Genomic DNA, 25,641 nt, shown 5'->3' on the forward strand with positions numbered 1-25,641 from the left:
TTTTTTTTACTTTCGTGATAAATCATTAAAAATCAATAAATTATATAACAGTTGATAAAAATCTGTTCAAATTTTTGTATTTTTTGTGTTGCAGGTATTGCCATCCTCAATTTCCTTTGTTATAGTGTGGGCAAATGATGCGGAATAACCGCATCAGCAACCTAGAGTTTACAGGCAATAACGCCCAGATAAACATAGTATGATTAAAAGGAGAAAGGATATGAAAAAAGTATTGAGCGTAATGGCCGTTTCCGCATTCGTTCTGACTGCAGGTAATGTTCTGGCCGGTGGCCCGAGCAAGCAGTACACAGCCCCCGGATGCCCGGATGAATGCCAGCAGCAGATCGATGACCTGAACTCTTCCCAGGCACAGCAGGATGAGCTGTTGAGTGCCCATGGCAAGCAGCTGCAGAACCATGAGAGCCGGATTACTGATCTGGAAAGAGCCTTTGATGACTACTGGTATGCCCGTCTCGGTATTCGTGCTGCCTGGGTCAATCAGAAAATGGCTGGCAATGGTTTCCCACAGTTTGACGCTGACAGTGAAGTCGGTTTCGGCGGTGCCATTGCCTTTGGCCGCGAGTTTGCCATGTACAATGCACCCGGCAAGTTCCGCGCTGAGATTGAGCTTGCCAAGCAGGTCAGTGATATTGACGACAATCCGGTCTTCTTCGCTGATGCCGATGGTTCTCGCCAGCTCACCGATGGTGAGATTGACATCACCACTGTTATGATCAACGGCTACTATGAACTGCCGGTCTTTGACGCCTTCTCTGTTTACGCCATGGCTGGTGTTGGTTTTGCCAAATATGACGTAGACGCAACTATAACCGCCTTTGGTGCCGATGGTTTGCCAATCGGGTCGATGGATGGCGGCGCCAGTGACAACGTCTTTGCCTACAAGGCAGGTGCTGGTGTAACCTACAACTTCACCGATGAGATCGCTGCAGACTTGGGTTACGAGTACCTGGGCGTTGCTGACACCGACATCGCTGACAGCATCAACGGTCACAACGTTGTTGCCTCTGTACGCTTCAAGTTCTAATTTCAGCAGAGACAACGCATCTGTACAGATCCCCGGCCGATTTTCGGTCGGGGATTTTTTTTATCTTTCCTGCTGCTGTTCAGGCTTTTCATCCCCCACAGATCAAGCAAATCGGATTTGGCACAAACCCAATGCCGCCAAGGGCGTTCTCACCTGCTGTCCATCTGCCAGTACTTTGTCCAGGTGCGCCAATCCGGTAACCACTGGATACGATTGCCGTGGGGATGGGTCCAGGCCAGATGCCAGTGATGGTGGTGCCCCTGATTCCAAAGATCAGCGGTCCAGGCAACCCAACCGGCAGCTGGTGGTTTTGCCCCCTGTCGTACAGGTTCCCACTGCAGCCAGAGTACGGGTTGCGGATAGCCGGTTGCCCAGGTATGCAGGTGATGATGCAGCCAATCCCCCTTATCATGCAGATAGGTGGTCAGGTAGGTGTTGAACACCACGACCGGCGCATCGGTTAAAGGGCTGATCTGCTCCTCTAAGAAGAGCGGCAGCTGATCAGGCAAGTCCACACGGTGGAGCGGAACAGGCACACCGGATTTACGAATGCTCTGTATTGCCGTAACTCCTTGATACAGTTGCTTCAACCGTTCCGGTTGATCACCCCAGACAAAGGACGATAAGTACAGTTCGTCTGACCGTTCCCGGAGCAATACAGGGGCAATATCAGCACCGATCCGTGTGCGGATCTGCGGGCAGACCGTTGTCTGCGGCAGCAGGAATGTGCCTTCACTGCACACGGAAAACTGTGCTGGAACAGCTCCTCCCAGATCAATACATTCCGTAGTTCCAGAAGCATTATATACCAGACGATAGTGGCGCTGATCAGCCGCCAGGTTAAGCCCGGCACCGGCACCGAGTTCGACCAGATGTATCGCCCGCCATCCCGGATAACAGACCGGCAGCAGCCAACACAGACCACGGGCGGTTTCATTGGTCTGCACCCGGGCTGTGCGCATAAACGCGGTCAATGCCTCCTGTCTGGCTGCCAGTGCCTGGTAAAGACAGGATCCAATCTCCTCGTCCCGGCAGGATCGCGCCCCGCCGACCGTTGGAAAGTATTGTGCCAGCGCCGCCACCTCACGACGCCCTGCCAAGATGTCCCGATGCAGTCCAGCCGGCAGCAGCAGGGTAACATCAAAGGTGGACCGCTGGGATGCCGCCCGTACCAGCCACTCAATTAACGGGTCTTCACTCTCTTCCTCAGCCAGCCAATCGGCGAGAATACCAAACAACCGGGCATACAGCGGTGAGTACCCGGCGGCAAAATCGCGTTGCCGGTGGAATCGATGGGCCAATCGACCCTGGACATCATCCATGGTGAACTACTCCATCAGAAACAATGGTCGTTGCGAAAAAGTACGACTGCTCACCCCCCTGGCTCAGCGGCACAACCACCACCGATCAACAACTGACCTGATCACCTGCCTTTACTGCTCAACTTGATGTGCACTCCCGTCGGTTGTCGGTTGTTTATGCTCCTTCGCACGTACCAGTGATGCCCGGGTGATATTTTTTATCTCATGTATCTGCCAGGCATCGATGTGAAACAGTTGTGCCTGGTTGGAGACCTTGAGCACAAAGCTCTCATCATCAGCTGGTGCTGCCCCATCTTCGTCTGCAGATTGAGAAAGGTCCTCTTCCCTGCCGACCACGTAGTTGATAGTGGTCTTGTCGTCGAGCTCTACGCTGTAACTGAGTACCGGCCTGCCCAGGCCGTATTCCGGCTTTTCCACCGTTCCCAGCAGTCCGGCGACACGAAGACCGGTCAGCTGTCTGACCACCTGATCCCGCCGATCCCTGATGATCTCCTCCTCTTTGCTAAGATCAGCAGGCTGAAGTCCGTCCGGACCACGCTCTAAATGAAGGCCGGGCAGATCCACCCGTACCACCTGCTCCGGCTTGAGTTGTAAGATACCGGTATCTATCCAGTTGTCAGCCGCTGTCTCCAGCTCATACCGGCCGGCGGTAAAGGTCTGGATTTCGTTGTCACCATCAGCACGGATATACCTTTTGCGCAGTCCGGCGGAAGAGCCGAAATACACAATACCCAAGACTTTTTCACCCTGCCGCAAGGTCAGCTTCCATTCAAACTGATCTGTTGCGACCTTGAAACGATTGACCGCTTCAGCAGTCGCAGCCTCAGGCCACCCCCGCTGCAGGCCGGCTATCTGCTCAAGAAACTCCTGAACTCGCCCGCTATCCGCGGGAAACGAATCCTTTTCCGGCAACAACCATGTCTCATGCTCTTTCTTCAGGAGCAATCTACGCCCGTCCCGGTCTTCAAGGACCATTTCCGTCACATCGGCTGCTTTCAGGTGCAGGAATGGCCCTCCGGCAGGTCGGCCTGTATCGGTGTTGCGAAGAGTATGCGTTGCCACCATTAATCCGGTCTGCACCAGCAGCAGCAGCGTACCGATAATAATCAGTTGTTTCATGGTTACGATCTCCCGGCTGTCAACAGTGCCTCACGTCGGCGCGCCCTGGCCTGAACAAATCGCCATACTCCCCAGACCATGAGCAGACCAAGGGCTGCCATTCCATAGTTCAGATATTCCCAGAACATCCGCCCCTCTCTGCTGATCGGCAGTAAAGTGCGGGCAAAATGACCACGCCCCCGTATGCTGAGCAGATCGCGATCTTCCAGAGACCAGTCAACCGCATTGGCCATCAGCTGTAGCGGGTTGAGATACCGGGTGCCACCTGCCCCTGATGCCAACTCCAGACTGGTATCCGCCAGAAAACTATTGGATGCCAGGACAATGATCCGCGCCGCATCAGGCGAGTGCTCCACAACCCGCCCGATCACGTCCGGTGTTTTCACCTCCTGTACCAGTGTGCCCTCCAGGTCGGCCGTCTTTTTTTCCAATGCACCCTTTTCTTTTTCCGCCTGCTGACGTCGTGCCTCTTCAAGCAAAGGAGATGGTTTCCCCTTAAACCAGGAATCAAAGGTTCCCTCCAGCACCACTGCCAGTAACTGATGACCAGCTGATTCACCCTGGGCAAAACCTGTCTGACCGAAACGCTCAAAATCCGGTTGGATGTCCAACGAGTCGGAAAGCCATGACTCCTGGGAACTTTCCAACAGCCGGATCACCTGACGGTTCTTATTTTTTTCAGCATCCACGGTGATCGGCGACGCCCAGGTCATGGATACCTGATCAATGCCGGTCAACAGACCACTGGAACGGTTCATGCCGTTGTTACGGATATCGATGAAGTAGGGATAATTGAACAGGTGGGTTTCGCGGATACTGTACGCCCCGGCCTGCCGCTCAACCGGAACGGGGAAGGCGGCATTCTGGGAATCCAGCACCAGTGTCGGGGTCATGCTAATGCCGTAACCGGCCAGCCAATCCGCAAGACCGCTCTTTGTATCAACCGCGCTGATCCGCCCCTGAAGACTGACAGCAAAGGGCGAGGTTGCCAGTACCACTGTCCCACCCTGCATCAGAAACTGATCAATAGCAAAGATCTGCTTCTTCTCCAGCCGCTCCGGAGCAACGATCACAAGGATATCGGCCTCTGCATCCACCTGGCCGGTGCTCAGATCAACGGGTAAAATCCGGTGATCCTGCTCTATAAACTGCTGCAGCAACTGAAAGGTATTGCCCTGATCCAACATCCCCATCTGGGCCATTGCCGGATCAGGGGATGGTGTATACAGGGCAACGGTTTTCAGCATACCCCTGGAAAAACGCTTCAACCCGGCCTCAATGGCGGTCTTCAGAGCAACCCTGTCCAATTGGGAAGGCAGGACGACCTGTATCTGCCGGCCCCTGTTTTCCAGGGTCATATAAAACCAGAAGGGCTGGGCTGAAAGCAGATCAGTCATCATCGGCTGCATGCCGAACTGTCTGGTCAGTTGTGCGGCCAGTTTCCCGTCATCAGCATCCGGATCAGCAAAACTGACGGCAAACTTATCTCCACTCTGTTCTTTCAGATCATTCAGGACCGCCTCAAGATCGCCTTTCAACTCGATCAACGGCTCCGGCAGCTTTGCTGCCGGCGAAATGTATCCATGAAAAACAACCTGATCGTTGATTGCAGCAAAAAGATCACCACCGCCCTGGTAACTGTACAGAACCTTTTTGATCGCCCGGGTGATATCGTGCTCAGGATTGCGCAACTCCACCTCAATTTTGGTGTCGCCTTCGCTTTTCACCTCGATCAGCTCCTGAAAACCCAGGGTGACATACTCGTTGCCGTACTTGACGAGCACATCAAAGTAAGAGTTGGTCACGGCGGCCTGATAACGGGAGGCGGTCTGAAACGGAATTGGACGAATACCGTACTTCTCACCGGCCTCCTGCTCCATTTCCGGCTTTTCCTGTGGATCGACAAACTCGACTTTGACGCGCCCCTGACCGGCCACCTCATACTCCCGAAGCAGATCGCGCAGCTGCGGCTGTAACGGGGCCAGGAGCGGGTGCGTCTGGGCGGAAAAATAGCCACGGATCAGAAGCGGTTCCTGCAGCCGACTCAGATAAGAACGGGTTGTCGGTGAAATCGAATAGATACGCCCCTCTGTCAAATCAACCCTGAGGTGACCGAGCGGGGCCAGCCAGAGATTGAGCATACAAAAGTTGGCCATCAGTACACCTGTCACCACCAGCCACCGGCGGTGATTGGCATTTCCTGGATTGCCGGCCCAGCGTTGACGTTCAAGGCTGAAGACGTTGAGGGATAAAAAAATACCGATCAGACTCAGGCAGTACACCAGATCACGGAGGTCGACGACCCCTCTGGTGATGGCAGAAAATCGGGACCCGGCACCAAACAACTTGAGAATCTCACCACCCTGATTGCCGAAAAAGACCGTCAGGGTATCAGATCCCAGCAGGTAAAGTGTCATACAGGCCAGGGTGGTGACAATCAGACTGACGATCTGACTGCTGAATTGGGCGCTGACAAACAGCCCGATGGCAATGTAGGCTCCTGCCAGACAGAGACTGGCCAGGTAGCCGCCGAAAACCGGCCCCCAGTCCAACTGTCCAAGAAGACTGACTGTAACGGGCAAGGGCAGTGTCAGCAGCAGACCGATGGTCACCAGGCCAAGACAGGCAATAAACTTACCGCTGACCAGAATTGCCGGATGCACCGGTGCCGTGAGCAGCGGCTCCAAGGTTCCGGAACGTTGCTCTTCCGACCATACCCGCATGGTAATGGCAGCTGACAGAAAAATCAGCAGCAGGGGCATCCATTCGAACATGGGCCGGACATCGGCGATATTACGACTGAAAAATGTTTCAACCCAGAAAAAGATAAACAGGGTGGTGCCAAGAAAGGCACCAAAGAAAATAAAGGCTGCCGGGGTGGCGAAAAACACCGACAACTCCCGGCGTGCAACCGCATGCAGGATGTTCATTGTTCTTCCCCGCTCCTCATGTTGATATCACTAAATATCTTCTCCAGGCTCCGCGATTCAGGCTCAAGCCCCAGCAGGGGCCAGCCCTTGGCAACAATAGCCGCGGCAACAGCCGGCGCCATCTCATCCATTGGTCTGTCCCCGACAACTGCCCAGCACAGTCGTCCGGGTTCCCGGACCACCGGCTCAACTGTCCGCACACCTTCCAACCCGGTCAGCACGCTCTCAGCCTCCATCCGATCAACAGTCACCAGCAGTCGTTGTGCCTTGCTCAGTTCTTCGATCCTGGCATCCAGCGCCTTGCGGCCATGCTGCATGATGATCACCCGGTCGCACACCGCCTGTACCTCCTGAAGAATGTGGGTGGAGATGATCAGGGTCGCATCAACGGAAAGTTCACGGAGCAGGTGGCGCATGTGTTGAATCTGGGTCGGGTCGAGGCCGTTGGTGGGCTCATCAAGGATCAGAATCCTGGGTTGATGGAAGATGGCCTGAGCCACACCGACCCGTTGCCGATACCCCCGCGACAGGGTTCCGATGGTCTGATCTGCCTTGTCAATCAGCCCGGTACGTTCCAGAGTCTCCTGTACCAGGGTACCCATTTTCTTGGTCGGCACACCATGCAAAACAGCATGATAGGCAAGGTAGCCCACGACCGTCATCTCTGGATACACCGGACAGTTTTCGGGCAGATAACCGATCTGCGCCTGGATTGCCCGGCGATCTGTCTCCATATCCATCTGCTGGATCCGGATAGTACCGCCGGTCGGCTCGAGAAAACCTGTCAACATCTTCATGACCGTTGTTTTACCGGCTCCGTTGTGGCCAAGTAAGCCGACAATTTCGCCGGAATCGATCGTAAAGGAAATATCGTCCACAGCCTTCAGAGAGCCGTAACTTCTGGTCAAGTGGGCAACATGAATCATACGAAAACTCCAGGTGTGTGTCTGTAGAGACAGTGCTCAGAGAGAGCTGCTTATTCCGGGCAGCAACCCGCTGTTCAAACGATGAGGGACACAGCAAAGATGGACTGCCCTTCCACTGGACTGAGAGCAGGTGAACGTATATTCCGCGTGGTATACAAGCAGAGGTATACCCGGAGAAAAGATCCACCGTTTCTTCTGATTTGGGCGCATATCATAAAGCAGACATGCAACTTGTCAACCCGGACACGACAGTATCTGTACAGGCCGACTGTAGCGCTCTGGTCTGTTGCCGCACTTAAAGCGTTCTTCCCCGTCTGCCATGAAAAGTGGTCATGAAGATGCCTGAAAAGATGAGAGCAGCTCCTTGCGCATGGTATCTGGTCAACGGTTCGTCGAGAAACAAGACCGCCAGGACAGCACTGAATACAGGCATAAGGTGGACAAAGGGACTGGCCTTTGCCGGACCTATGGCCCGAACCGCTGCATTCCAGAAGATAAAGGCCACCACAGAGGCAAAGAGCGCCACATACCCGATGGTAAGTACTGTTGCCGGGTTTATCGCAACACGGTATCCGGCCTGTATCTCTGCCAGGTAAAAGGGAAAGATGGCCAGCAGGCCGATAATGCTGATAAATGTCAGATACGCGAGGGGGTGCAGTCCATGGGGATAGCGTTTAAGACGTGCGGAGTAAAGCGCCCAGATCACGGCTGCGGTCAGGATCAACAGATCACCCTGGTTCAGCGACACCTGCCAAAGCGCGGTCAGCTCACCTTTAGCCATGGTCCACAACACACCTGCCAAAGAAAGCAGTACACCGCACCATTGCCGCGGCTGTACAGTTTCCCGATACAGCAGCCGGGAGAACAGAACAATCAGTACCGGCGTGCAGGAGTTAACCAAACCTGCATTGATCACCGTGGTATACTGCATGGCAAAGTAGAGCAGAGTGGTGAAGCCAAACACACCGAGCAGACCCTGCACCACGATATAGCGGCAGTGAAGACGAAACATCGGCCATTGCGCTCTGAGGTGCTGCCGGGTAATGATCAGCAAGAGAAGCAGGGCAACAGCCCAGCGCCAGAACGACAGAGCCAGCGGTGGGATGGCTGCATGCATGCCGCGGCTGAGTACAAAGTTACCTGCCCAGAACAGAGCGGTGAGGATGAGCAGGAAATACGGCATACAGCTCGGACTGTGTGTTGGGGATTTTACATGACAAATGGTTGAAAGCTGACCAAAGTGACCAGACAGGTTGTCTGCTTCAGAACCAGCCACCCCACAGACCATTGTCATGTTCCTGTTCACAGGTGGAACCGGTGATGGTACGGGGCTGGTAGATCTCCAGCACGCCCGGCTCGGGCATGCGGACAATGTTGACGATGTTGCGGGAATACCAGATACCGGCCTGCCGACCATCAGGAGTGAGGATCAGGCCGCCACGAAACTCGCAGCCCGGTCCGTAATGCTCAGTGCGCCACCACTGCAGCCAGCCGTTCAATCTGGATTCACTCAACTCGATCTCGGCCCAGACTCTGCTGCGAAGCGTATACTGATCACTGATGGCAATGATCGTATCCGGAGCCGTGATCGAACCAAGATAATAGTAACGGTGGTCTGGAAGCACAGTCCCGGTTTCAACCAGTTGCCGAACGCCCATATCAATCTCCCACAACCCGCCGGGCTGATGCGATACACACCCCAGCATGAAGACCAGTGCCAGCGCTATGCCGCCATGATGCACCCAAAACTGTCGCATGCAAACCTCCTGTTGAAGATCATCGGGCTTGCAGCAGATCCTGTGAGCAGCACATCTCCTCTGCTGTCGGCCGGAGACAGCGTTTGCACTCCGTCATCCCTCTACGCCCTGATCATCAGTCTTCTTGCCTTGTAGCCCTGCTGTGTCATGAAAACACCGAAGCCAATACATGCATCAGCCAACGTTTCCGCTAAAACCACAAAGTACAGCCAACAGGGTTTCATTCCTACCAGTAATGCCCGTGCGCATACAACCTCTGTGCGATCCCGCTGATACAGGAGACTTGGCAGAAAGAAAAAAATGATCTGTAAACAGAGGGGCAAAACCAGGTCCGACCCGTGAGATATCTGCTCTTTCTGAGCAGTGAACTCCACAATTCAGCCGGCCGTATCTACACGGTCAACAAGGGCGTGGTACAGCGTAAGATCTGCTGCGCTCAAGTGGAGGAGGTGGAACTGACGATTTCCAGTTTAACATGCGCAAGACCGGCTCTCAGCATGCCGATCTTGCCGGCAGCTGCTGTGGAGAGATCTATGACACGGCCGCGACACCATGGCCCGCGATCATTCACAACAACATCCACGGTTTTGTTATTGCGGAGATTAGTCACTCGAACAGTGGTACCGAATGGCAGCGTTTTATGCGCTGCAGTCATGGCATGCTGACTGAACCGCTGACCACTGCTGGTTTTTCGCCCATGAAATTTATCGGCATAGATAGCAGCGATACCCTTCATTGAGGAGGTTTTTCGGGAGCGTTTAGTGGATTTTGCCAGTTTGGCCCGAGGCGCGTTTTTGTGTGCAGCAGCATATGTTACTTTGTCTCGTTGAGCAGCAGATGCAACGGCATTCAGTGGTTGTCCTGCGGAAAATTCGATCATCGCCAAGCCGACAAACATTAACAAAATAAGCTTGGTAGCTTTCACCATATAATTCTCTCCAGTTGAAGTCAAAAATGGCTTTTCTCTTTCAAGACGGTGCAAAATAACAGAAATTCGATATATTGCAAGACAAACTGTTTTTTTTACCTCAGCATCAAAACCTAACTTTCTGAAATAAAACAAAAAAAAATTTCCTTTTCCCGCATCCGCAGCGTTCACTTATCGTAAAGAGATCGAGATAAAAAAACGAAACCTATCCTACTGAAACTCTGCATCTTTTCTCCTTCCTGCCCACAAAAAACCACTGTTGGGACAAACAACGTCCAAAGAAACAGCGGCAGAAGAGAAAAAAAACGAGACAAGGTGTTGGCCGGTATGCGACTGCAGCCATATCCACCACCTCCCTTCACTCTCTCATCAACCGTGGTACATCCATGCACCACAGTTGACCAGAAACCAGACGCCGCATCACACAGGACACGTACAAAAGAGATACTTCCGCAGCAAAGCCGCAGAGAACAGGGCCGGTTCTGACATAAACAGCACTGTTGTCGGCACTTGTCGGCACCATTGTTTTCAACAGCCTTACCATCACAGTCAGGTTTTCTTTAAGCAGCCCCTTTTCTGCAAATGCCCGGCAGCATCAGGCAGGCTGAACAAGCAGAGAAACTCACACCATTACGAGCATTTCGAATACCCGCAATCCCGACACACCTCACACCCTTCCTCAAAGAGCAACTTCCCCCGGCACTCAGGACACACCGAGGCAAACCCATGCTGGGTCGCTGCCATAAAGGATTTAAGCAGTTTGCCGAGCTGGGCCGGAAGATCAAGCAGATGCCCGGAAGAACGATCCAATTGCTTGATGATCTCGTCCATGGGAATCTGGTATCTCAGGGCCAGCGAGACCAACCGGCAGGTTGTGGTCCACATGGTTGACTTATCCTTGAGATCCACCCGATTGTCGAAGGGAAACTTGGCAAAGACCTCCATGGGTTTTTCATCTTCATCAAAGCAGACAATCAGATAAATGGTTTCCTGGTTGATGTCTTTAAGACGATAGCGTTTGGCACTGAGTACATCGGGCAAAGTGGCCTTGCGGACAAGCCCCTGCGTGGAGGCAACCGCGGTCTTGTCGTCACTGCCCGCAACGGTGTTGAGCACCTGATGGTCACGGGAGCCGTCACGGTACACGGTCAACCCCTTGCAGCCCAGCTCGAAGCCGAGCATATAGGCGGCACGGACATCGTCTTGTGTTGCTGAGGCAGGCAGGTTAATGGTTTTAGAGATCGACGAGTCAACGCCGTTCTGCTGCAGCCTCCCCTGCATCTGGATATGCTGTTCAGGGCTGATATCCTGAGCAGTGCGAAAGATCTCCTGCCAGCGCTCAGGTATCTCAGCATGACCGATGACAGTGCCGCTGGTTGCCACCTTTTCCATCAGTCCCGGAGAATAAAAGCCCTCAGCCCGAGCAACCTGCTCAAACAGTTTGTTGACCATCAGGAGCCGATCGCCGTCCATAACGTTCTTGATCATCACAATGGAGAAATAGGGCTCGCATCCTGATGCGCAATCGGCAATCATCGACACCGTGCCTGTAGGTTGAATCGACGTCAGAGCAGCGTTACGTCTGGCCGGATACATGTTGATCGTGGGATCGTACGCCGGAAACGGGCCCTTCAGGGCTGCCAGTTCAATTGAGGCCGTCTCTGCCTCCTGGCGGATAAAAGACATCACCTGGGCAGCCATCGCCCGGCCATCCTCGCTGCCATACGGCAGTTCAAGCTGGATAAGCATGTCGTGCAACCCCATGATGCCGAGACCGACCTTGCGGGTTTTCTGGGTCATCTCCGCAATTTCCGGAATAGGAAAACGGTTGCAGTCAATAACGTTGTCAAGAAAACGAACCGCCAACCGGGTTGTGGCCCCCAGCCGTTCCCAGTCAACCTCACTATTTCTGACATACTGGGCTAAGTTGATCGAACCCAGGTTGCAGGACTCGTAGGGCAGGAGCCACTGCTCTCCACAGGGGTTGGTGGCTTCAAATTCGCCGAGCTGGGGTGTGGTGTTGTCGCGGTTGGCCGCATCAATAAAGAGCACGCCCGGTTCACCGTTATGCCAGGCCAGATCAACGATCTTGTCAAAGACTTCCCGGGCGCGCAGGGTATCAATAACCTTGTTACTGGAGGGATCGATCAGGTCGCAGGCCAGATCCTCCCTGACCGCATGCATGAACAGATCCGTGATGGCCACACTGAAGTTGAAGTTGGTGTAACGGGTCTGATCCTGCTTGGCGACGATAAACTCCATGATATCAGGATGATCGACCCGGAGCACTCCCATATTGGCACCACGTCGTTTGCCGCCCTGCTTGATGGTTTCCGTTGCTGCATCAAACACGGCGGCAAAACTCAAAGGCCCGGAGGCAACCCCCTGGGTGGAACGAACAGCAGAATTTTTCGGTCGCAGGCGAGAAAAAGAATAACCGGTGCCGCCGCCGGTCTTATGGACCAGGGCGCCATGACGAATCGAAGTGAAAATACCATCCATCGAATCATCCACCGGCAGGACAAAACAGGCGGACAACTGACCAAGATCAGTACCGGCATTCATCAGACACGGCGAATTCGGTAAAAAGTCGAGATGATAGATCATGGAAAAAAACCGGTCTGCCAGCTCTTCATAATCCGGTTGATCACTGTCAACCCGGGCCACGGCATTGGCAACGCGATGACAAAGGGTCTCCCAGTTCTCAAGAGGCGTACCTGTCACATCTTTGAGATAATATCGTCGCTCCAGCACAGTTTCTGCGGTATCCGTCAACTGCTGTCTCGGTATGCTTCTGGTCATTACGGCCTCTTTTTGTGCATTCATCTTGTGTATTCCTCTCCTTGCCCGCTGAGGATCAACCAGGGTTGACAGTCGCTCCTGTTTGCGCATAAAATCTGCCTGCAAAGTCCTTTTTCACCATGCAGCGATGGGCCTGCAACAGGCCGCCTGAACCTCTAAAGCGAGAGCACATTATCACAACATATAGCGCCATTCAAGAGCAAAGAGCACCATATGAAGTGTTTTTTAAAAAGTGCGCGTTTTCAAAGAGTTCGTCTTCAAACCCGGTACTACACCCCAAAAACAGAATGTGCTTTCATACCGGATTCTCTCTGCATCCAGCCGGCATCCAGCCGGCTCCACGACAGCAAAACAATACATGCAGCATCTTTTGTCAGGATTTTGATGCTTCTTGCTGCTTGCGGATTCCCGACACCATCAGTATATTGCGGCTTTCTTCCGTACGCAGTCAACTGTACACGCAGCCGAGTCTTTCGTTCTGTTTGTACATGCCCACAACCATTGCCTGTTAGAGGACATTATCTGCCCATGTTGAAGTCATTTTTACTCTGCATCACCCTCCTGCTACCGTTCACCTCCCTGGCGCAGGATCTCGACAAAATCAATAGTGACGGTGACCTGTACTGGTCGGTTCAGACATCCTGGCCGATTCCGGTAAAATCCCGTGCCATCGTCCAGTCACTGGACAACAAGAAGGTTTTTATTCTGGGGACCAATGCCAAGGTCTACATCTTCACCTCGGACGGTAAACGGTTGGGTGTTATTCCTGTTGACCCGAACGTCGCTGCCATTGATATCGCTCCCCGCGGCGAAATGCTCTACCTGGTGAACAACAAAACCAACACCTACACAGCCATTGATGTCAGCTTCAAACAGAATATCGATATCAGCGGAGCCCCGATACGCGGCGCAGCCGACGCACCGGTCACGCTGGTCGTGTTTTCAGACTTTGAATGTCCATGGTGCAGCAAACTCGAGCCGGTGCTGGCAGAACTGCTGGCACAAAATCAAGAGACACTGCGTATTGTTTTCAAACACCTTCCTCTGCCCATGCACCCGCAGGCTGAAACAGCAGCACTGGCAGCAATCGCTGCGCAGCAACAGGGAAAATTCTGGGAAATGCATGACGCCCTCTTCCAAAATACTACTTGGAACCGCAACACTGTTGACGAAACCGCCCTGCGGATCGGCCTCAACATGGAACAGTACCGGGTTGCCATGAGCAGCCCGCAGACAGTGGAGCAACTTGCCAAAGACAAGAGCGATGCCCAGGCAGCCGAGGTCACAGCTACGCCCTCGTTGTTCATAAACGGCCGTCCGGTGCGTGATCGCTCCCTGCCGAACCTGCAGAAGATGGTTGCCGAGGCGTTGGAAGCCAGTGCGACCAAGTAAGACAAAACACTCTGCAGCTCTTCATGCAGAGATCTCGCAGGACCTTGCATTTACCGACAACCAGACAGTGCAGCAACTCTTTGGCGACCTCAACCGGAACCTGCTCATTATTGAACAGGCCACAGGCGTCAAGATACATGCAAGGGGCAACGGTGTGAAGATCACCGGCCCGGCCCATGCTGTGGAACTGGCTGCCTCCACCCTGGAGCAGATGTATGGTCTCCTGCTCAAGGGGTATCCGGTCTTCGGTCAGGATATTGCCTTTGGTGTCAAGATTCTGGAATCTTCACCCCATATCAGGCTGGAAGAAATATTCCTTGATAAGGTATGCATCACCGCTCGTAAACGGGTTATTTCACCGAAGTCGGTCAACCAGAAACTCTATATTGAGGCGATTCGCAACAACGACATTGTCTTCGGCATCGGCCCGGCTGGAACCGGCAAAACCTATCTGGCCGTGGCCATGGCTGTATCAGCTCTGCTCAAGGAACAGGTGGCTAAAATAATCCTGACCCGCCCTGCTGTGGAGGCCGGAGAAAAACTGGGCTTTCTGCCTGGCGACATGGCACAGAAAGTTGATCCCTACCTCCGGCCGCTCACCGATGCCATCAACGATATGATGGGCCAGGATCGCACCCAGGAGCTGATTGAGCGCGGCATGATCGAGGTGGCGCCTCTGGCCTTCATGCGTGGCCGCACCTTAAACAACGCCTTTATCATTCTTGACGAGGCCCAGAACACGACCCGGGAACAGATGAAGATGTTTCTCACCCGTATCGGTTTTGACTCGCAAGCCGTGATAACCGGAGACATCACCCAGATCGATCTGTCCGGATCGCAGCAGTCCGGGCTGATCCAGGCTGAAAAGATCCTCACCGATATCAAGGGAATCGCCTTCCGGCACTTCTCCAAGGCCGATGTGGTCCGGCACCCCCTGGTCCAGGAAATCATCCAGGCCTACGACCAGCGGGACCAAACGCATTCATCCCGCTCTGCCAAAGAGAGTTGAGAAGATGCCAGTTCACTGCCGGTACTCCCGGGGCACTGATCAGCACCGACTCAACCGCCGTCTGCTTCAGCAACGCTGCGACAGCCTGTTGTACCTGCTTGGACGCACCACTGCCACTGTCAGTGTTGTTTTTATCGATGACCACGAAATGGCGGCCTACAACCTTCAGTACCGCAATAAACAGGGCCCGACCAATGTCCTCTCCTTTCCGGTGGACACTGATAACCGCGACGGCTTTCTTTATCCAGAGGACGAGCTGGGGGATATCTTAATAGCAGTTGACACCGCCCGTCGCGAGGCCATGGAACAGAAGTCCGGTCTCCATCATCGCCTGACCGAACTGATTGTCCACGGCATGCTGCATCTCATCGGTTACGATCATGAACGATCGGAAAGCGAAGCCGAGCATATGCAACATTACGAACAACAACTTTTTCAGCAAATTCAGACAACAAGGAGTTCTCCCATGCCTTTTCTCGCTATTAATGTCGATCATGTGGCCACCATCCGTCAGGCACGCGGCGGAGTGGAACCGGATCCGGTGCTGGCGGCCTCGCTGTGTGAACTGGCCGGTGCCGACGGTATAGTCGTTCATCTGCGGGAAGATCGACGGCATATCCTGGATCGGGATGTCCGTCTCCTGCGACAGACCGTCAAGACCCGCCTGAACCTGGAGATGGCCAACACCCCGGAAATCATTGACCTCGCCCTGGAGGTGAAGCCGGATATGATCACCCTGGTGCCGGAGAAACGCGAGGAACTGACAACAGAGGGCGGGCTTGATGTGCCGGCTCATGCCAAAAACATCGCCAAGACCATTGCCCGTATGCAGGCAGCAGGGATTCCGGTATCGATCTTCATTGACCCGGATGCAACGCAGGCCCAGGCAGCCCTTGATGTCGGCGCCACCTATGTTGAACTGCACACCGGGAACTACTGCGAGGCCCGCACCATGGAGGAACAGGAACAGCAGTACACCCTCATCGAACAGGTCTCGGAACTGGCCTACGAACTGGGACTGAAGATCAATGCCGGTCACGGCCTCGATTACCGCAACGTGCATCCCATTGCCGCCCTGCCCTTTATCGACGAGCTGAGCATCGGTCACGCTGTCATCAGTCGGGCAGTGCTTGTTGGTCTTGAAAATGCGGTGCGGGAGATGCTGACCATTGTCCGCTCGGTTTAACCGTGCTCAAGGCGGGCTGGTGCCGATTCTGTCTCTCCATACGACTGTTGCCGGCAATGAGCCAGCCGCTTGAATATATCTGATGGGTTATCTGTTTATACTGCCCGGCAATCCAATCGCGCCGTTACAACGCGGCCTAAGCTGTTGTAAATGCAGCGCCTTAAAGCAAATGCCGTTTGACAAAGCAGAACGAGGAGAGTATACAACACCACTTGGCCCGGATGGCGGAATCTGGTAGACGCAAGGGACTTAAAATCCCTCGGCCTTTGGCTGTACGAGTTCGATTCTCGTTCCGGGCACCAAAAAATATAAGGGCCGGCCTCTTTATAGTTGAAGAGACCGGCCCTTTTCTTTTTCTCTTCGCATCAGAGGTCCGACCTGATACGCATGGCCGGTGCTGATACCAAAACATTGTGTCAGCAATACTTCGGCTCTGGATACCTTCCCTGGCAGATAACATTACACTCCGCCCATCTTCTCGACGAACACACACTGAAAGTTGTTGACCAGATCAATTCTCCCGACATTGGATAACATCAACAATGGTTAGGATTCATTACAGTGGTCATATGTTCGGTCAACAGTTTATACTGCCTTCCGCCCCAGCGACCATAGCATCATCCCGCGACAGCCATCACGATTGTCCAGAAATAGACCTTCCTGCAAACGGGTATCGATGTATTCGGCAATCATGATCCGTACCGAATCCGTCATGGGCGTGAAATCCTCCATCGCCTTATCTCTGCTCCAGGAAATCGGCCTGCTCCAGTGCTCAAAGCGAAGTTCGGGACGGTAGCCAAGGGCATAGATCAGATTGAAGGGGTAGATGATATCCGTACCGTGGCCGATCATCTCCTCAGCAAAGAGTTTACGCCAAACATCGCCGTACCATTGCCGCCAACTGCGACCGGCAAAGGCTGCCATGAAGCAGAAACCCGTTTCCGGCTTGCAGGCATTCATCATCTTGCAGAGCATCTCCGGACTATCAATTCCCGGAGTCATCGAGGCAAAAACCAAGTCAAAACGACCACGCCAGCCCAGGGCATCAAGGTCCACATCCTGCCAGGTCGACTGGTGGCAGGTGATGTTTTCAATCTGACCCTCCCTGACACGATTACCAAGGATTTCCAACATAGCACCAGCGGGTTCCAGGGCAACGAGTCGGCTGCATTCGGCAGCCATCGGCACAGCCCAGTTGCCAGGACCTGAGCCGATATCCAAAACCTCCATGGCGGCCGAAAGGGCACCGGTTTTCTTGAGCCATGCAATGATATCGTCCCGCTGGTCACAATTTTGACGTTGACCAGTACGTTCGGCAAAGTCAGCAGCCCTCTTGTTCCATCGGACAACAGGATCTTTCTCCTGCAAACGACGCTTTTGCCGGGACGATTCATGGATTGCTTCCTGCCAGCGGGCAGCAAAAAATTCAGCGGTATTTTCAGGCATCTGAGCACCTCAAGCAATGTGTTAAAAAAGGGTGAAGACCGGTTACTGCACACCTGGAGCATCTACAGCAGCAGCACCCCGGAACGAGCCGCCTGGGCCGGTATGAGCCGGTTACTACTGTGGGTCGATATCCGGGCTTTGCGCCGGCGACCTTGGCCAAAAAAATAAAAATGATCCTTGAAGCTTTACGGCTTAAAAGCTAATAGTTTTTCTATCCTCCTGTTATTCTTCGAGTTCTGAAAGACTGGAGAAAGCCCTGGAAAAGAACCTCAGCCAATTGCGGGCTAACCGCATAATGTACCGACGATTTGATGCAACATGCCTGTAAACAAGAAAAAGCATTTGGCGGCTGCGTGGTCGTTGGTCAGCAAGGTCACAGTATGTCCATCATCTGCGATAATATTTCGTTCACATATCCTGCAGCAGAACATCCGACCCTCACCGGTATATCGTTTGACCTGTCCACACCAGGATTCCATTCTTTCTTTGGCCCTTCTGGAGCGGGAAAAACCTCGCTGGCAAAAATCATAACTGGTGACATTGGCGGTTATTCCGGCCGGGTGGCAACTGAGGGACTTAAACATCTCCTCTACTCCTACAACAAAGAACAGCTTCCTGGCTGGTCAAACGTCGGCCATCATTTATCGCGGGTCATATCATCGTCAATGTCTGCCGAAAAAGACAAGCTGGTGGAGATTTTCGGTTTGTCCGACTGCATCAAATCCCGTTTTGACCAATTGTCCATGGGCCAACAAAACCGTGTCAACCTGATACGTTATCTACTGCAGGACTGCGATCTGCTGGTCATGGACGAAAGCCTGGCCAATGTCGATGAACGCACCCGAGAGAAGATTATTCTGGCCATCAAAGAAATGTTCCCTGAACGCTATTTCATCTATATTTCCCATAATGTCATGGAGGTCGCCAAATTCTGCGATTCGATCCTCGTTTTTCGCAGCAGCGGTACAGCTCAGCAAACCGTTATGATCCACGGCTGTAATATCGGTAAAAAAGAAATCCTCTCGCCCACAGCTCTGGATGCCACCCTGCTGGAGATCATGAATGCTGCCTAAACGTGTTTTCCAGTTTTTAATTATCTATTTTCTCTTCATCAGCGGCCTGATCATCTTGAAATACAGCCTGCATCTTTCGGACTACGTCATTCCCGCACCATCTGCCATGCTGCACACGCTGATCGCAGAGTACCGCCAGTACAGTTTCGCCACGATCAACACCATGACGATAGCAATAATCGGCCAGATACTGTCCGTTATAATGGCCTTCGTTATCGGTATAATGGGTCGTCAGTCCACCTGGCTCGGCTCGTTCATCAAGGTCGCGGCCTATAATATCCAAGCGTATCCAATTGTAGCGCTTGCGCCGATCCTTTTCATTTTACTAGGCGATGGTTTTATCACCCGGCTGCTGATCGCCGCGATGATCTGTTATTTTCCGGTTCTTCTCTCTATATTAGGGATCATGTCGAAGCCGATTGACGATATCGAACATTTCTACCGGGTTACCGGCCGCATGCGCTGGCAACTCGAGGTCAAGATCCGGACCTTTGAAAATCTAACGCAATTAACCACGGTTATCGCAGGCAGTGCCACGCTGGCAATGGCGGGAACTATTGTCGGAGAATTCATTGCCGCCGAGGCAGGCATAGGATACAGCATTCGCATCGCCCTTTATCAGAGTGATCTGGGTAAAATTCTGATTGCCCTTTTTTTTATCGGCATCACCATCGCCGTGTACCAGGCATTGCTGGAATTACTGGGAGCAACGGTCAGGCGAACCTGGGCAGGAAAATAAAATCTCCTTCGACAAAAAACGAGAAATCAGGCTTACAATTTCAATAAAGCGAAGATGAAGAATACAGCTCAAAGATGCATCCAGGCTGTTTTGCTGCTGTTGATGACGACCCTGCTTGTCACGAATACTGCGAGCGCGAGTGATACAGTCAGGTACCGCCTCAAATGGCTCCGCAACGCCAGTGTTGTTGGTGACTTGTACGCAGAAGCCGGCCATCTGTTCGAAAAGGCAGGGCTTGATGTTGAGATCAAACCAGGTGGACCGGAAAGAGATGCCATCCGGGAGCTTGAATTGGGACACGCTGATTTCGGGGTAGCTTCCGCCGACCAGGTACTGAGAGCCCGCGTCAAAGGTTCACCGGTGGTGGTAATCGCCCAGCTGTTCCAGGTTAATCCACTGCAATGGATGTACCGTCCGGAAAACATGAAGATCAATAGCCCGGCCGACTTAAAGGGAAAGGACATCGGGGTGACGTTCGGAGGGAACGACGAAACTATTATGCGGACTTTGCTGGCCGAAGCGGGACTCGGTGAATCGGATATAAAGCTGTTCAGCGTTCGCTATGATTACACACCGTTTTATCGACGCAAGATTCAACTCTGGCCGGTCTATCGGAACGCCCAGGGCCCTATCATCACCGCACAACTCAACAAAGTGGGAGAACAAATTACCTTTTTCAATCCCGCAGACTTTGGGGTGAAATTTGTGGCCAATTCCGTGGTAACCCATTCACGTACCCTGACGGAGAAGCCGGACTTGGTGCGGCGTTTCCTGGAGGCCCTGCTTTCCGGATGGCAACAGGCGCTTGATCCGAAAAATGAAAACGAGGTCCTTGCAATCCTGCAGAAATACGATCCCGATACACCTCCTCCAATTCAGAAAGAGCAACTGAAGATCACACGAGAACTGGTCCAGCCGCAGCCCTCTCAAGCCATCGGCACAATTGACAAAGACGCCTGGGCACAGACCCAGCAAATAATGTTTAAGCAGAAACTGCTGCCTCAGCAAATCGATCTCAAGGAGATCCTCAAACCTGTCGGTACCACAACCAACTAAGTGTACTGTGGTTGCAACAAAAAATTCATCTGTCCCGGTTTTTTCTTCTGTTGATGTGAGAGTTGGCACTCACCCACCCCCAATCCCGCTCAGTTTTGATTGCTTAATGGAAATATCAGGATAAACCGGAGGGAGTTGTCGCGACACCAGCAAAAAAAAGGACGTGTTGCCGGATCAAAAAGACGCGAGGACTCCTGCCACCGAGACTGTCAGGAAACGACTGGAAAGGAAGCGTCAGCAGACACATACCTGGTAATCTTCTCGGACTAACCCTACAAGAACAGTGGAACAAAAATGGAACAAATTAGATTTTTTTAAAAAGGAAAATATAATTTTCCCATAATGTTCACTAAATAAATTCAATACACGTAAAATCCCTCGGCCTTTGGCTGTACGAGTTCGATGCTCGTTCCAGGCTCCAAGAATAGTGACGAAATCTCTGGATTTTCCATTTCGGAAAATCCGGAGATTTGACTTTTTGCTCCAAACTTGCTCCATTGCCTTTGGAGCAAGGAGCGCAAAATGCGAAAAGAAGAATTCCGAACATGGCTGCGTCAAGTAAAAGGGCTGCAAGCAAGTACAGCTGGAAGCAGAGTAAGCAATTGTGAGCGTATAGAAGCTTTTGAAGGTGACTTGGACACTCTTTTTCAACAAGACGGGCTTGCTGCTCTTATTGACAAGCTTGTTTATTCAAAGGCAGACCAGCGGGCACATCTGTTGCCGCGTCATGCAATCCCCATAGATGGTGATATTTATAACGGCACCGCAACTTTGCGCACGGCTGCACGTCTTTATCAAGAATTTGCTGGCTCTGATATCATGTCTGTCCATCCATCAGTTGCGCGCCCTCCCAAAAAACGAAATAAAGCCACTGGGGAATGGCCCAGTTGGGACAGACCAACGGCAGAAACTACTTTGAAATTGACTAAAATGGTTATTCCGTATGTCCGCTTTCTTCATCCAAACATTGTGGAGCAGGTTGTCGCGGATAACGAGCTAAACAGGTTCCAGTGGCGGAAAAAATTGATAAGCCGAGGGATAGACCCTGAATTTTATCTGTGGGATAGGTCAAGCTGTACATTTCCCGGTATTCGTCGTTATGCAGGCAGCAAAGAAATCGCATACTTCCGTGGGCAATTAAGTCAATCAGATGTGGAAATTTCAGACGCACTCAGACTTGATGACAACTCCTCTCCAAAACATATCTGGTCATTCATTTTTAGGGGCAAACCCTTTCAAAATTTTGGTCCAAAAGGGTACTCCATTGCCCATCTGGCAGACCATAAAGACTATAAAAATAGAAGGGATGATGAGTTTGAGTCTGTCGGAACGGTGCCGGAAAAACTCTATGGGCTATTTAGCTGTGCATCTAATGCCGCTTATATCCCGGATACGTTATTAAAGCTGACAGATTTTAACATGCAGACCAGACTATTACTGCTGCACAAAGCCCAAAGTCTTTACGGGGAGTTTTGTAATCTTCTTCCGCCAGCTTTTCGACTTAAACAGCAGGAGTCGTCAGAATGGCATATTGAAAATTTTGACTGGTGTCCTCCTGTTGGGGAAGGGGCTGAATTGGAGAGTTTCTTTATATTTCGGGCTGAAACAATTAACTCCTTATAGGTATATCATGGCAACCCTCCGTAAACGCGGCCCCTACCAATGGGAAGCCCGTATCCGTAAAAAAGGCTATCCCACTACATGCAAGGCTTCTGAAACCAAAGCCGATGCCGAGGCTTGGGCTAAGGACGTCGAGAGCGATATGTACAAGAACCTTTTTGTGCCCAGCAAAGAGACGGAGCAATATACGCTGAACGAGTGCCTGGATCGCTATATTGAAGAATATGTACCGAGCCTGAAACACCCCAAACGAGAAGGGTACCGCGCAAGGTTTTTGCAAAAACACCCCATTGCCCACAGGATCATGGCAGCCATCCGCTCCAAGGATGTTGCCGAGTGCCGCTATCCCCTGTAGCCTTGAATGTGTTGAAGTCGCTACCCAAGCACAAAGACACTTACCTGGTATTTGGCGTAGATAAAGAAGAAATCACTTACGCCATGAAAGATACCCGAAAAAAACCGGGGTTGAGGACTTGCGCTTCCATGACTTGCGCCATGAAGCCACCAGTTGCTTCTTCGAAAATACTGACTTGTATGTGATGGAAATTAAGGCCATTACCGGGCATAAAACGCTGCAAATGCTAGTGCGGTATACATATTTGCGCACGGTGCGGCTGGCGGATAAACTGGTGGGAGCAAGGCGGGGATAGTGAAAAACAAAACACGCATTATCATAAAGGGGAAAGATGAAACCGACAATATACTCGGTGTTTCCAAGCGTGGCTGTTTAGTTGATGTTACGTTCGCCAACGGTAAAACGTACTCCTACAATGAGAGCAATGTTCAGCTCAAAAGATCAGCCTTGTCAGATGATCATGCGCGAGAGTGTTTTGAATACCTTAAGCGAATTGCAAAACTCACCGGATTGCAAGTAGCCGAAGTGGGAAACACCTTGGCGAGCCAGTATGCAAAAATTGATTTCGTAGATCCCGACAGTATGCTTGGCACTTTTTTATCCGGCAATGCCCCACAACTTGCCGTCACAGAGTCTATATTTGCCGTTTACCCGTTTAATTTTAACGCAAGTCAAAAAAAGGCTGTTGAAAACGCGCTTGCGCATCCCCTTAGTGTAGTTGAAGGGCCTCCGGGAACGGGCAAGACACAGACTGTTTTGAATATTATTGCCAATGCAGTCATGCGCGGTGAAAGCGTTGCCGTTGTCTCAAGCAACAATTCGGCCACTGCTAATGTCTTGGATAAACTACAGAAATACGGCATAGATTTTATAACCGCCTATCTTGGCAATCAAGCCAATAAACAGGAGTTCATCAACTCGCAAAAGCCGCTTCCTAATTTAAAAAGCTGGAAGCTTCCCCAGGAAGAAGAGCGCACAATAAATCAGTCTCTTCACTCTTTACACGCTTCACTGAGCAAAATGCTCGAAAAAAAGAATAAATTGTCACAGATCAGGCAGCAGAACAGATCGCTGGAGCTTGAGTATAAACGTTTTTGCGAATATGCAACCTACAACGATGAATTTATATCGCGGTACCTAAGGCCGACCAGCTCAGATATTGCACTTGAATTATGGCTTGAATGTGAAAAATATGCTGAACGTGGTAGGCCTCCTGGATTGTTTACCCGAATTGTGAATCGATTTCGAAGGGGTGTCGCAAACAAGTTATTCTATTCAGAACCCCCTGAAGTAATGGTTGCCTTGTGTCAAAGGCGTTGGTACGTGGCAAAAATTGATGAACTTGAGCGTTCAATGTCACAGCTGGATAAGAAACTTGAAGAATTTGATTTTGATGAAAAAATGAGCGAATGTTCCGACCTGTCGATGAAACTATTTCGCAGCCGTCTTGCCGAGAAATATGCACGTACCGCCAGGACAATATTCGCCCTTAACGATTTATGGAAACACCCGAAGGATTTTATTGGCGAGTACCCGGTCATACTTGCAACCACATACTCTCTTCGCAGTAGTCTTTCCCACAAGGTAATGTACGATTACGTCATCATAGATGAAGCCTCTCAAGTTGATCTTGCCACGGGCGCACTTGCTCTTTCATGCGCTAAAAAAATTATTGTAGTAGGAGATTTGAAGCAACTCCCTAATGTTGTTGATTCAGCTTTGGCGCGTCGCACCGATTCAGTATTTTCTGAATTTAATCTGCCTGAAGCATATCGGTACAAAAATCATAGTTTGCTGGCGGCGGTGTCAGAGTTATTCCCACGAGTGCCTCGAACATTATTGCGTGAGCATTACAGATGTCACCCCCAAATTATAGAATTCTGCAACCAAAAATTTTATAATAATCAGCTTATTATTCTTACAGAGCCTACATCTGAACGTCGGCCGCTCATCGTATACAAAACTCCTCCGGGCAATCATGCCAGAGAACGCGTTAATCAGCGGCAAATTGACATTATAAAAAATGAAGTCATTCCCCAACAATGCCTTGACGACAGCACCATTTCACTCGGTATTGTCACGCCGTACCGCAATCAAACCAATGCGCTGCAAGAGGCTTTTCGTAACACTTCCATACAGGCAGACACGGTTGACAAGTTTCAAGGGCGCGAGAGGGATGTGATAATCCTCTCAACCGTTGACAACAAAATTTCAGACTTTGCAGACAACGCCAACCGCCTGAATGTTGCTGTTTCACGTGCCGTTAAACAGCTTATTGTCGTGATGAACAGAGGGGATGATGCGCATGATACGAATATTGGCGATCTTGTGCGCTATATCAAGTACAACAACATGGAGATCGTTCATAGCTCGACATATTCTGTATTTGATTATCTATATGACAGTTATCGCAGTGAGCGGAATAGAATTTTAAAGAAGCGAAGAAGAATTTCAGAATATGACAGTGAAAATTTAATGTATATTATGATCTGCGAACTGCTTGAGAATGAACGCTTTACGAAACTGAGTGTGGCGGAGCACGTTCCTCTGAAAATGATAATTCGAGATATAGAAAAACTCACCGAAGACGAAAAGCGCTACGCTGGAAATATATTGACTCATGTCGATTTTCTTATCTTTGATAAACTCGGTAAAGTCCCCTTGCTTGCGATCGAGGTTGACGGGGTGGCCTTCCACAAGGATGGTTCGCGTCAGGCTGAGCGGGACAAGTTGAAAAATGGGATCTTTGAAAAATACGGCTTGCCGCTCATTCGTTTCAAGACAGATGGCAGTGGCGAGCGCGAACTACTCTACGCCAAATTGAACGATGTTTTGGCGCAGTCCACCCCATGAATGGCCCAATGACTTTGAGTGTTCGATTTTTCATCGGTCGAGCCCTCAGTTGTACTCCAAAGCCATATCAATCCCCCTGACTA

The 25,641-nt window shown here is 51.6% G+C and carries 19 protein-coding genes and 1 tRNA gene; 11 read left to right on the forward strand and 9 right to left on the reverse strand.

From position 1 onward, the window contains the following. Positions 1-220 precede the first annotated feature (220 nt). Positions 221-1,045 carry an outer membrane protein gene (locus HP555_RS13215; protein WP_199263040.1) on the forward strand — a complete coding sequence of 275 codons (825 nt, stop codon included), beginning with the start codon at positions 221-223 and terminating at the stop codon, positions 1,043-1,045. Positions 1,046-1,194: 149 nt separating this feature from the next. Here the strand turns inward: HP555_RS13215 and HP555_RS13220 are convergent, their stop codons facing one another. The 8 genes from HP555_RS13220 to HP555_RS13255 form a co-directional block, all read right to left on the reverse strand. Further along, positions 1,195-2,367, reverse strand: a complete 1,173-nt coding sequence (locus HP555_RS13220; protein WP_199263041.1) for a DUF2332 family protein — start codon at positions 2,365-2,367, stop codon at positions 1,195-1,197. 111 nt (positions 2,368-2,478) lie between these two features. Next, the gene (locus HP555_RS13225) at positions 2,479-3,486 is read right to left on the reverse strand and encodes a DUF4340 domain-containing protein (RefSeq protein ID WP_199263042.1); all 1,008 of its coding nucleotides are present in this window, start codon (positions 3,484-3,486) and stop codon (positions 2,479-2,481) included. Between the two features lie 2 nt (positions 3,487-3,488). Beyond that, the gene (locus HP555_RS13230) at positions 3,489-6,416 is read right to left on the reverse strand and encodes a Gldg family protein (RefSeq protein WP_199263043.1); all 2,928 of its coding nucleotides are present in this window, start codon (positions 6,414-6,416) and stop codon (positions 3,489-3,491) included. Further along, positions 6,413-7,342, reverse strand: coding sequence for an ABC transporter ATP-binding protein (locus HP555_RS13235; RefSeq protein WP_199263044.1), 930 nt, complete (start codon positions 7,340-7,342; stop codon positions 6,413-6,415). The genes HP555_RS13230 and HP555_RS13235 overlap by 4 nt, the downstream gene beginning before the upstream one ends. A gap of 295 nt (positions 7,343-7,637) precedes the next feature. Continuing rightward, positions 7,638-8,525: a DMT family transporter gene (locus tag HP555_RS13240; RefSeq protein WP_199263045.1), complete on the reverse strand. Its 888-nt coding sequence runs from the start codon at positions 8,523-8,525 to the stop codon at positions 7,638-7,640. A gap of 79 nt (positions 8,526-8,604) precedes the next feature. Next, complete coding sequence (locus HP555_RS13245; RefSeq protein WP_199263046.1) at positions 8,605-9,099, reverse strand: hypothetical protein; 495 nt, start codon at positions 9,097-9,099, stop codon at positions 8,605-8,607. Positions 9,100-9,535: 436 nt separating this feature from the next. Continuing rightward, positions 9,536-10,162, reverse strand: a complete 627-nt coding sequence (locus tag HP555_RS13250; protein ID WP_233249193.1) for a septal ring lytic transglycosylase RlpA family protein — start codon at positions 10,160-10,162, stop codon at positions 9,536-9,538. A 495-nt stretch (positions 10,163-10,657) separates the two neighbouring features. Further along, positions 10,658-12,829 (reverse strand): adenosylcobalamin-dependent ribonucleoside-diphosphate reductase, encoded by a 2,172-nt coding sequence (locus HP555_RS13255; RefSeq protein ID WP_199264574.1) that lies wholly within the window; start codon positions 12,827-12,829, stop codon positions 10,658-10,660. Between the two features lie 528 nt (positions 12,830-13,357). Here HP555_RS13255 and HP555_RS13260 point away from each other — a divergent pair. The 4 genes from HP555_RS13260 (at position 13,358) to HP555_RS13275 (ending at position 16,718) form a co-directional block, all read left to right on the forward strand. After that, a complete protein-coding gene (locus tag HP555_RS13260; RefSeq protein ID WP_199263047.1) occupies positions 13,358-14,221 on the forward strand; it encodes a thioredoxin domain-containing protein in 864 nt (287 codons plus the stop codon). Next, the gene (locus HP555_RS13265) at positions 14,208-15,230 is read left to right on the forward strand and encodes a PhoH family protein (protein WP_199263048.1); all 1,023 of its coding nucleotides are present in this window, start codon (positions 14,208-14,210) and stop codon (positions 15,228-15,230) included. Before HP555_RS13260 ends, HP555_RS13265 begins: the two co-directional genes overlap by 14 nt. 4 nt (positions 15,231-15,234) lie before the next feature. Then, positions 15,235-16,416, forward strand: coding sequence for a pyridoxine 5'-phosphate synthase (locus HP555_RS14295; protein ID WP_199263049.1), 1,182 nt, complete (start codon positions 15,235-15,237; stop codon positions 16,414-16,416). A gap of 215 nt (positions 16,417-16,631) precedes the next feature. Beyond that, a tRNA-Leu gene (locus HP555_RS13275) sits at positions 16,632-16,718 on the forward strand. Between the two features lie 283 nt (positions 16,719-17,001). Here HP555_RS13275 and HP555_RS13280 read toward each other — a convergent pair. Then, the gene (locus HP555_RS13280; protein WP_199263050.1) at positions 17,002-17,862 is read right to left on the reverse strand and encodes a class I SAM-dependent methyltransferase; all 861 of its coding nucleotides are present in this window, start codon (positions 17,860-17,862) and stop codon (positions 17,002-17,004) included. Between the two features lie 380 nt (positions 17,863-18,242). On the opposite strand from HP555_RS13280, the gene HP555_RS13285 reads away from it, so the two are divergent. From HP555_RS13285 to HP555_RS13310, 6 genes are all read left to right on the forward strand, one after another. Further along, on the forward strand, positions 18,243-18,935 hold the full coding sequence (locus tag HP555_RS13285; protein ID WP_199263051.1) for an ATP-binding cassette domain-containing protein: 693 nt from the start codon (positions 18,243-18,245) through the stop codon (positions 18,933-18,935). Continuing rightward, positions 18,925-19,674: an ABC transporter permease gene (locus HP555_RS13290; RefSeq protein ID WP_199263052.1), complete on the forward strand. Its 750-nt coding sequence runs from the start codon at positions 18,925-18,927 to the stop codon at positions 19,672-19,674. The genes HP555_RS13285 and HP555_RS13290 overlap by 11 nt, the downstream gene beginning before the upstream one ends. A gap of 102 nt (positions 19,675-19,776) precedes the next feature. Further along, positions 19,777-20,730: an ABC transporter substrate-binding protein gene (locus HP555_RS13295; protein WP_233249195.1), complete on the forward strand. Its 954-nt coding sequence runs from the start codon at positions 19,777-19,779 to the stop codon at positions 20,728-20,730. Positions 20,731-21,252: 522 nt separating this feature from the next. After that, on the forward strand, positions 21,253-22,353 hold the full coding sequence (locus tag HP555_RS13300) for a hypothetical protein (RefSeq protein ID WP_199263054.1): 1,101 nt from the start codon (positions 21,253-21,255) through the stop codon (positions 22,351-22,353). A 7-nt stretch (positions 22,354-22,360) separates the two neighbouring features. Further along, the gene (locus HP555_RS13305) at positions 22,361-22,705 is read left to right on the forward strand and encodes a hypothetical protein (RefSeq protein WP_199263055.1); all 345 of its coding nucleotides are present in this window, start codon (positions 22,361-22,363) and stop codon (positions 22,703-22,705) included. Between the two features lie 294 nt (positions 22,706-22,999). Then, entirely contained in the window at positions 23,000-25,558 is a 2,559-nt protein-coding gene (locus tag HP555_RS13310) for an AAA domain-containing protein (RefSeq protein ID WP_199263056.1), read from the forward strand. Positions 25,559-25,641: the final 83 nt, after the last annotated feature.

It is taken from the genome of Desulfobulbus oligotrophicus (assembly GCF_016446285.1).
GTDB lineage: Bacteria > Desulfobacterota > Desulfobulbia > Desulfobulbales > Desulfobulbaceae > Desulfobulbus > Desulfobulbus oligotrophicus.